The following is an 8,733-nucleotide window of genomic DNA, read 5'->3' as shown; positions in this document are numbered from 1 at the left end:
TCCGTTCGGTATAAGTTTAGTTATATTATACCATATTAACGCGGTGTCGCATTAAATTAATTGGACATAATAAAAGCTGTCGAGACTTTCTCGACAGCCTGGTGGTGCAGGAATAACTGCACCACCATTTTTTCTGTCTCATGTTCCGATATACTTAGTACAAATGAACTTCCTTAGCGTTGTTTAAGTCAGGGAGGGCAGTCAGCTCGCCCAGAACCTGCTTCGTAACACCTTTATCAACACCAAGCATCATGATAGCAGCGCCGCCGACGATTTTCCGTCCAACCTGCATCGATGCGATGTTGATTTCATTCGTTCCGAGAAGTGTTCCTACGCGACCGATGATTCCCGGCTTATCATGATGAGAGATAAGAAGGATGTGGCCGCTCGGCTCGACATCAACGGGAAACTTATCTACCTGCGTAATTCTTGGACCGAAGCCGTTCAATAATGTGCCTGCTACAAGACGTTCTTCTTTGTCTGTTCGAAGTGTGACGCTGACTTGATTCGTAAAGCCTTTGGTTGTATGGGTTTTGGTAACTACGATGTTAACCTCGCGAGTTTTGGCAAGATGCATCGCGTTAACCACATTGACCTGGTCAGATCCAAGATGGTATGCGAGCACTCCCTCAACAATATGGCGGGTAAGAGGTTGTGTATCCACATCGGCCAAATCACCGGCATAGCTTACGGCGATTTCTTTCACAGGTCCTTCAGCAACCTGCGCGGCGAAGCTTCCCAGCTTCTTGCCAAGCGAGAAGTAAGGCTCTAGCTTAGAGAGGACATCTGCTGCAACCGGAGGCATATTAACAGCATTCTTAAATGGCTCACCACGCAAGATGTGCAGTAATTGTTCCGAGACGTCAATAGCAACGTTTTCTTGTGCTTCAATCGTAGATGCTCCTAAATGAGGAGTAACAATAATCTTAGGGTGCTTCAAGAAAGGATGATCCGCTGCAGGAGGCTCCTCCTCGAATACGTCGAACGCAGCGCCTTCAACTTGTCCTGCGTCAATCGCTTCTACAAGCGCCAGCTCATCGATAATACCGCCGCGTGCACAGTTAACGATCCGAACTCCTTTTTTAATGACAGCGAATTGATCTTTGCCGATCATATGACGAGTTTCCGGAGTAAGCGGGGTATGCACGGTTATAAAATCAGCCTCACGGATAATATCCTCAACGGAAGCTTTGCGTACACCCATTTTCTCAGCCCGTTCCTCTGTTAAGAATGGATCGTAACCAAATACGGTCATTCCGAAAGCTTTCGCGCGAGCGGCAACCTCACTTCCAATACGTCCCATACCGAGGACACCCAGCACTTTGTTACGCAGCTCTACTCCGACAAAAGACTTGCGGTCCCATACGCCGGCAACTGTTTTCGCATAAGCTTGGGGAATATGGCGAGCTACAGCCATCATCATCGCGAAAGTATGCTCGCAGGTTGTAATCGTATTTCCGTCTGGTGCGTTAATAACAATAATCCCGCGTTTCGTGGCCGCTTCAAGATCAATATTGTCGACACCGACGCCCGCACGCCCAATGACTTTCAATTGCTTGCCTGCAGTCATAATTCGTTCCGTAACGCGAGTTTGACTGCGTACAAGCAGTGCATCATATTCACCAATAATGGCGACAAGCTCATCCTCGCTCAAACCTGTCTTTTTGTCGATTGCGATGTCGGAAGCCTCGACTAGCAGTGAGATGCCCAAATCACTAATCGGATCCGATACCAAAACTTTAAACATGGGAAACCCTCCTTCGATATATAGAAAACACCCTCAACCGCCGTTCTCCGCATAGAGCGGACGAACGGTGCGTAGAGGGTGACTCCGCAAGGTCACTTCTTTTCTTCGAGCGCTTCGCACACAAATCGTCCGGTTCCAATTGACTTTCCTATTTTATAGCAATGGGGCAGACAATTGCAATGGCGAAAGTACGACAAAATAACCTTCGTTATACGAAATGATTGAATCGCTTATTTATCAGTAAAGAAAAAAGGCAATTGCGGAAGTTGTTCATGCTCGTAAAAGCGTGACTTCAACTGAATGAAATCTCCGTTCCTTACCGCTTCTGTGCTCGTTAATAGTTCAGCAATGGCACTGAAGCTTTTAACTTTTCTTTTGTCCGCCTGGCCGGATGTGATAAATTGATCAATTCGAGCAGTTAAATCATGCGGCATAAAATCAGAAAGAATAAGCTGCTCTGACAAGTAATCGGAGGTGACTTTGATTTTTACGATTAGTGGGAGGGCTTTCCATTTCGTTGTGCTCAGAATTTCCGGACTTTCGTAATTTCCAGGAATATCCGAGTTGACAGACTCTGCCCAAAAGAGCATGGAGCTATAATATTCGTCTTGAGCTGTAAGTGAATGCAATCGTGCTTCCTTAAAGAAAGGGTCGGCTTGCATTTTGTCTAGGGCCATGTCAACAGTTCCCTCATTGGCTGTTGCAGCTAATGAGGAGAAGCTTTCCTTGAAAAGCTTGAGGCTTTTCAGATAGCTTGTCTGAGCATCCGTCAGCTTTGTTGAAATTTGGGATACATTTGCACCCTTGATTGATTCATATTTCTGCTGGGCAGACTTAGACAATTCCTTCAATGAAGCGGAGCGATCGGCAGTAGGATCAGCCAGCCACTTATTCTGGGCGGCAAACCAATCGATTTGAAATTCACGATACGGTAAAAATACGGTATGATAGAAGGAAACGAGATCTTGCTGCTGGTAAGCGCTCGGTGAAGCACTAGAGATGGATAACGGAGATTCAGATACATACTGGGATTCGACTCGCTCCGAGCCCACTTGCACACCGTAAAAGAAAGCTCCTACCGCGATGATAAGCATAAGTATGAATGCTAGTGAAAACATAAGATCGGATCTATTAAGACGCTTTTCCATCGGTTGCTCCTTTAGAGGATAGTTAGTTGGTAGTCCTAGTATAGAAAAAATCAACACGTTTGAATATACAAAAATTCGCATAATTCGAGGGATCATGAGAAAATTCGACATTCGTAAGATAAAGATTCGCCAAGTAACCGTTGATCAATTGACAGATAAGATGCTGCTAACGAATTTATATGCAACACAAGCTCTTACTCTTATTATCGGAATCGTGTGGGTCTTATTGCAGGGTAGAAATGTATTTGAATTGTTAATTCTGCCTATGAACAGTAATTTTGCACTATGGGGTGCTGGATTCGCGGCTTTAGTATTATTGATTGATTTAGGGATATCTCGATATGTTCCGGATGAAGCGGCAGATGATGGCGGTGTAAACGATAGAATATTCCGCAATCGTCCCATATGGCATATTATCGTTATTTCTTTTGTTGTAAGCATCTGTGAAGAATTATTATTCCGGGGTGCCCTTCAGTTCGCGATAGGTCCTTATTGGACTAGTATTATTTTTGCGGCGATCCATGTTCGTTATTTGCGTCATTGGATTCCGACGGGGCTGGTATTTTCGATCAGCTATGGTTTAGGCTGGATTATGATACAGACGGGAACACTTTGGGCTCCAATCCTGGCTCATTTCCTGATTGATCTGATTATGGGATTCATCATTCGTTTCCGGAGGGAAGAGAAATGAAAGAGGACGAAATTCCTTCATTGGTATGGAGCAAATACCTAGAGGCGAAGCACCATGTTTTCGGCATACCCAAAGAGGAGCATGCAGCTTTAAGCTTGGAGGAGCTGGAGGCTGCGATTGCACAGACCGCTGCAAGTTCGGGATTACCTGAGATCGGTATGCCGCCGCGATCTGTCGTTCATCCCGTGAGGCGCAGGCAGTTATCCCGTTGGTACTATTTAATGCTCGTTTTCATGTTCTCAGGACTCGTCATTGGACTTGTTTGGTGGGGACGTGAATTTAACGGGTAGCATTTGCTCATTGCCCGATCCTATACAAGAGGCTGTCTCTCGTCCATTGGACGGGAAGCAGCCTCTATTGTTTATTCCTCTCGGGGACGATTAAAGCTCTGTATCGATCGCATTAGGATCTACAAAGGAGTAGCCCTTCTGTTCTATCTGCGTTAACAGATTATCCAGGGCTTCTGCAGTCCAAGGAAGCTCATGCATGAGGATGTTGCTTCCCTCGTGAAGCTGCTCCATCACATTATCGATGACGGCTTGCGGTCTTTTGTCCATAGCGACTTTGTTCAGATCCCAATCCAGTGAACCGTTGGACCAGGTCATGAACAGCAGACCATTATCTTTGGCAATCATGCGGACAGAGTCATTGGCAGAGGCAAAGGGAGGTCGGAAGAAAACCGGAGTCTTGCCTGTCAATTCTTTCACAAGGGATTGTACCTTCTCAATCTGTTCTTTGACGGATTGTTCATTTTCTTTTTTTAACTCGATGTGATCCCAGGAATGATTGCCGATTACCTGCTTGCGATGGTCTAATTCCTTCAGAAGCTCAGGATTTGCTTTCACTCGGTAGCCGTTCACGAAGAAGATCGCTTTGGCGTTGTGTTTGTCCAGTGCGTCCAGCATAGGAGCAAGGATTTCCTTATCTTTGGGACCGTCATCAAAGGTGAGCAGAACGACCTTGCTTTCAGTCCTTTCCATATCGATGGGTACGATACGATAAGCCTTGTTCATTCGGTACGTCTTCACAATCTCGGTTTCTTTAGAGCCTTCATTAGGTGCAGCTTTCTCTGTGGCAGCAGGACTGGGTGGAAGAGGAGTTGCAGACGGTGAAGCCGAAGAGACTGCAGGGGCTGACTCGGTTGGTGTAACAGATGGAGCAATAGAGCTGTTTGGTACAGTATTGTTGCTGCAGGCAACAATACCCAATAAGAGTACGGTTGTCGAAAATAAAATGACACGTCGATTCATGTTAAGTTTCCCTCCGTTAAGACATTCATGGTGCTTGTTAAATTGTATCATAATCTCCCTATATTTCGACATGAGAATCGCTTCCTTAATTTGATGAGAATGACCTTGGCTTACTCGGTCAAACTAACATTAATAAGGAGGTGGCAAAATGAGAATTGGAACTTTCGTAATCGGTGGAATAGCAGGGGCTGCTATAGTCATGATGATTCAACGTAATCAAATGATGTCTACCTTGGTAGCAGGCTTGGGAAACAACGTGATGCAGCGTATGAACAACGTGAAAGATGATGCCATCGAAAAAGCGCTAAACATGAAATTCGCCAGCAGCTTCACTCGGTTGTCCGATATCGGTAAGAGCACACCTAAAATGACCCAATCCCATAATAAGGGGTTGGAAGAGGTTGAGAAGCTGGCCTACCAGGACCCAAGTGTTTCGAAGGAAATCAACTCGATTTTAGAGCAGAATGGGGAACAACGAATCTAAGATAAGCTCAGAAAAAACAGGCGCTATTCCCTTGTTATAATGGGGGAATGGTGCCGTTTTTTTATTTATCGAGGGTTTTCCCTAGTGCATTTCAGTGGGAGAAGTGATAACATATTCTCAAGAAATGTTTCATTCACGCATTATATGCGTAATCATAAGCTGTTATCACCCACAGAAGGAGGATCCTGTCATGAGGATGGAGCGGCTTAGCCAAGACAAGATTCGTATTTTCCTCACGTTCGACGATTTGACTGAGCGCGGGATCCAGAAGGAAGATATGTGGCGCGAGATTCCCAAGGTACATGAGCTTTTCAGCGAAATGATGGATCAAGCATATAATGAACTTGGATTCGATGCTTCAGGACCGCTTGCAGTCGAAGTATTCGCGATGCCCGCACAAGGAATGGTCGTCATTGTCACCAGAGGGAAACTCGAACGAGATGCGGATTCTGCCACTGATGACGAAGAAGAAGTCTATGAATTGGAAGTTACGCTTGAACAAAGCGAAGCCATTATATATCGGTTCAGGGACATTGAAGACGCTATCGGCGCCGCCAAGACGTTATCAGGACATCTGACGGATGAAGGAAGAATGTATCGTTATCAGAACCAGTGGTTGCTCTGTTTCGATCCGGCTGGCCTTGAAAGCACTAGCTACCATGCCCTAATCGCTGTTCTTGCGGAGTACGGGGAAGCGACATCTACAACACCGGCCGTATTGGAAGAATATGGCAAGTTGATCATAGCGTCTAACGCGGTCAAGGTATTGGCTGACAATTTCAAAGATTAACAGCTTTTCAGAACGGCCATCAAAGAATATTTTGCGAGAAAAGCTACATTTCGCAAAATGTTCTTTTTTTATGGCCGTTGTTTTGCTGTTATAATGGAGGTAGGAAGGGAGGGAACAGGAAATGCTGTGGGTCTCGGTTTTGGCGGGCTCGATCGCACCTGGTATCGCGTTGCTTGCTTATTTCTATTGGAAGGATCGTTACGACGCCGAACCGCTCCACATGGTATTGAAAATGTTCCTAACCGGGGTCTTGATCGTTCTTCCGATCATGATCGTTCAACGCGGTTTAATGATCATGTGGGGAGATTCGCCTATTACTTTCTCCTTTGTTATATCAGCAGGTGTCGAGGAGTTTTTCAAGTGGTTTGTTCTTTACCATATTATTTATAACCATACGGAGTTTGATGAGCCGTATGATGGGATTGTTTATGCCGTGGCCGTTTCGCTTGGTTTTGCTACCTTGGAGAATGTACTTTATGCCTTTCTCCAGCCGGCAACCTTCGGTACATTAATGATGCGCGCGCTTCTTCCGGTGTCGGGACATGCTTTATTCGGAGTATATATGGGTTATTCTCTGGGACGGGCTAAGTTTTCAAGCGGCTCCCAAATCAAGTTCCATTTATGGTTATCGCTCTTATTACCCATCTTATGGCACGGAATCTATGATTTCATGCTGCTTACCGTACCGTCTACCTGGATATGGCTAGTCGTCCCTTTCATGCTTATCCTGTGGTTCAGGGGAATGCGTTACGTGAATAGGGCGAATTCCGTCTCCCCTTTCCGTCTCCTGAAAAGGGAGGAAGAGATTAAATATTGACCTCTCTGTCTATACTGGGTGTGGTAATAACCGGCAAAGGGGAGATGGCTGTTGTCTTATCGGCATAAAGTCACCATAAGATGCAACAGGTGTAACGAGAAATTTATCCTTCGGGGTCGCAAGGAACGAGGACGCGTAGAAACCGGGTTTAAAAAATGCTTATGCAGCAACGCGGATGATTTCGAAATCGAGGTAGAAGCTCTCTTCTGAATTGAAGGGTGCTTTTTGGCGTTTTAGGACATATTCGGCCATACAAGAGCGAAGAATTTGTTTTTATTTTTACGCATAAAGCTGGAACCATATTCCCACACTAACGGCATACCGTATGGGAATGAAAGGGGTCGGCGTTTCATGTATGCTCGGTTAAGTTCTATCATGTTCCCTATAGCCACACTTCTGTTCGTTGGTGCCATTATTTGGGGGTATCAGGAGCATCAGGAGAAGAACTCCGTACTTATTAAGGCGGAGAATCAATACCAACGTGCGTTCCATGAATTAAGCCATCACATGGGGCGGCTCCATGATGAGTTAGGACAGACCTTGGCGGTTTCTTCAACTTCGCAAGGAATGCAGCGCAAGGGATTAGTTAATGTATGGCGATTGACAAGCGAAGCTCAGAATGAGATTAACCAGTTGCCTCTAGCGCTCCTCCCATTCAACAAAGCGGAGCAATTCCTATCCCGGATCTCTAACTTCGCTTACCGTACCGCTGTGCGTGATCTAAGCAAGCAGCCGCTCACTCCCGAAGAGATGAAGACCATGAAGTCGCTGTATCAAACATCCGGCACTGTTAATCAAGAGATCGGTAAGGTCCAGGATGCAGTAATTGCAAATCATCTGCGCTGGATGGACGTAGAGGTCGCGATCGCTAGCGAGAACAGTCCGCACGACAATACAATTATAGACGGCTTCAAGGCGGTTGATAAGCAAATGGGGGCCTATCCCGAGAACGATTGGGGACCTTCCGCAATGTCAACGGATAGGAAGCTGTCATCCGCAGCTTTAGAGGGCAGGGATATGACAGCTGACGAGGTTATGAAAAAAGCAATTGAATTTCTCGGGTCACAAGCTTCATCGGGAGCTGCTAATATAAATGAGGCTGGCAAGAAAACAGATCTTCCCGTCTATTCGGTTACCGTTAAGGGTCAGAAGGGAACGAATATTCAGTTGGACTATACACGCAAGGGCGGACATCTCTTATGGTTCATGAACCCCCGGGACGTCAAAAGCCGCAAGCTTAATTTCGATACCGCACGCAATAAAGCATCGCAGTTTCTGATAAGGCACGGCTATAAGAATATGAGTCCAATCAACTATGATGAGTATAACCATATCGCGGTTTTCACCTATGTCCAGACGCTTGATAATGTGAAAATCTACGAAGACAAAGTAACGGTACGCGTTGCGTTAGATAATGGGGAGGTTGTGGGACTTCAGGCCTCGGATCACGTCTTCGAGAAGAAGCTCCTTACACCAGGTAAACCTAAGCTAAGTAAGCAACAAGCCCAATTAGGACTGAATACCGATTTCAAAGTCGAGGATTATTCTCTGACCGTTATTGAGAACGATATGAGAAAACCCGTTCTCTGCCATGAATTCGTAGGTAAAATCAATGATCACCATTACCGGATTTTCATGAATGCCGAAACCGGTTTGGAAGAAAGCATCGAACAAATCCCTGAGTCTGCGAAGGCGATTCAGTAAACAGCTGTAATGCGACGCGCTTCGCCCGACAATAAAGGATCGGGCGAAGCTGTTTCCATTCCCCAAACTTCAAGACCCATGGTATAATGAGACAGGATTAAT

General features: G+C 45.7%; 9 protein-coding genes. 6 read left to right on the top strand and 3 right to left on the bottom strand.

Annotated elements, in window-relative coordinates; translation table 11 throughout:
* Positions 1-154 precede the first annotated feature (154 nt).
* Positions 155-1,747: a phosphoglycerate dehydrogenase gene (serA, locus tag ACESLK_RS12355; RefSeq protein ID WP_373229761.1), complete on the bottom strand. Its 1,593-nt coding sequence runs from the start codon at positions 1,745-1,747 to the stop codon at positions 155-157.
* A gap of 230 nt (positions 1,748-1,977) precedes the next feature.
* Positions 1,978-2,895 (bottom strand): hypothetical protein, encoded by a 918-nt coding sequence (locus tag ACESLK_RS12350; protein WP_373229760.1) that lies wholly within the window; start codon positions 2,893-2,895, stop codon positions 1,978-1,980.
* Between the two features lie 94 nt (positions 2,896-2,989).
* Between ACESLK_RS12350 and ACESLK_RS12345 the strand changes: the two genes are divergently transcribed.
* Together ACESLK_RS12345 and ACESLK_RS12340 are read left to right on the top strand one after the other, a co-directional pair.
* Positions 2,990-3,586, top strand: coding sequence for a CPBP family intramembrane glutamic endopeptidase (locus ACESLK_RS12345; RefSeq protein ID WP_373229759.1), 597 nt, complete (start codon positions 2,990-2,992; stop codon positions 3,584-3,586).
* Positions 3,583-3,876, top strand: a complete 294-nt coding sequence (locus tag ACESLK_RS12340) for a hypothetical protein (protein WP_373229758.1) — start codon at positions 3,583-3,585, stop codon at positions 3,874-3,876. Before ACESLK_RS12345 ends, ACESLK_RS12340 begins: the two co-directional genes overlap by 4 nt.
* 90 nt (positions 3,877-3,966) lie before the next feature.
* On the opposite strand, the gene ACESLK_RS12335 is transcribed toward ACESLK_RS12340, so the two are convergent.
* Entirely contained in the window at positions 3,967-4,836 is an 870-nt protein-coding gene (locus tag ACESLK_RS12335; protein ID WP_373229757.1) for a polysaccharide deacetylase family protein, read from the bottom strand.
* Between the two features lie 148 nt (positions 4,837-4,984).
* Here ACESLK_RS12335 and ACESLK_RS12330 point away from each other — a divergent pair, with 148 nt between their 5' ends.
* The 4 genes from ACESLK_RS12330 to ypeB all read left to right on the top strand — a co-directional run bounded on the left by ACESLK_RS12330 (position 4,985) and on the right by ypeB (position 8,631).
* Positions 4,985-5,320 (top strand): hypothetical protein, encoded by a 336-nt coding sequence (locus tag ACESLK_RS12330; protein ID WP_373229756.1) that lies wholly within the window; start codon positions 4,985-4,987, stop codon positions 5,318-5,320.
* Between the two features lie 190 nt (positions 5,321-5,510).
* Positions 5,511-6,110: a genetic competence negative regulator gene (locus tag ACESLK_RS12325; RefSeq protein ID WP_373229755.1), complete on the top strand. Its 600-nt coding sequence runs from the start codon at positions 5,511-5,513 to the stop codon at positions 6,108-6,110.
* A gap of 121 nt (positions 6,111-6,231) precedes the next feature.
* Complete coding sequence (gene prsW, locus ACESLK_RS12320; protein WP_373229753.1) at positions 6,232-6,927, top strand: glutamic-type intramembrane protease PrsW; 696 nt, start codon at positions 6,232-6,234, stop codon at positions 6,925-6,927.
* 351 nt (positions 6,928-7,278) lie between these two features.
* Complete coding sequence (ypeB, locus tag ACESLK_RS12315; protein WP_373229752.1) at positions 7,279-8,631, top strand: germination protein YpeB; 1,353 nt, start codon at positions 7,279-7,281, stop codon at positions 8,629-8,631.
* Positions 8,632-8,733: the final 102 nt, after the last annotated feature.

Source organism: Cohnella sp. (genome assembly GCF_041640265.1).
Taxonomy (GTDB): domain Bacteria; phylum Bacillota; class Bacilli; order Paenibacillales; family Paenibacillaceae; genus Cohnella.
The sequence above is the reverse complement of the archived record's forward strand: the minus strand, read 5'-3'. Positions and strand labels throughout refer to the sequence as shown.

Excerpts from the sequence above, each read along its gene's own strand:
- ACESLK_RS12345 (WP_373229759.1), top strand. The coding sequence starts at position 2,990 with ATGAGAAAATTCGACATTCGTAAGATAAAGATTCGCCAAGTAACCGTT.
- ACESLK_RS12335 (WP_373229757.1), bottom strand. The coding sequence starts at position 4,836 with ATGAATCGACGTGTCATTTTATTTTCGACAACCGTACTCTTATTGGGT.
- ACESLK_RS12325 (WP_373229755.1), top strand. The coding sequence starts at position 5,511 with ATGAGGATGGAGCGGCTTAGCCAAGACAAGATTCGTATTTTCCTCACG.
- serA (WP_373229761.1), bottom strand. The coding sequence starts at position 1,747 with ATGTTTAAAGTTTTGGTATCGGATCCGATTAGTGATTTGGGCATCTCA.
- ACESLK_RS12350 (WP_373229760.1), bottom strand. The coding sequence starts at position 2,895 with ATGGAAAAGCGTCTTAATAGATCCGATCTTATGTTTTCACTAGCATTC.
- ypeB (WP_373229752.1), top strand. The coding sequence starts at position 7,279 with ATGTATGCTCGGTTAAGTTCTATCATGTTCCCTATAGCCACACTTCTG.
- ACESLK_RS12330 (WP_373229756.1), top strand. The coding sequence starts at position 4,985 with ATGAGAATTGGAACTTTCGTAATCGGTGGAATAGCAGGGGCTGCTATA.
- prsW (WP_373229753.1), top strand. The coding sequence starts at position 6,232 with ATGCTGTGGGTCTCGGTTTTGGCGGGCTCGATCGCACCTGGTATCGCG.
- ACESLK_RS12340 (WP_373229758.1), top strand. The coding sequence starts at position 3,583 with ATGAAAGAGGACGAAATTCCTTCATTGGTATGGAGCAAATACCTAGAG.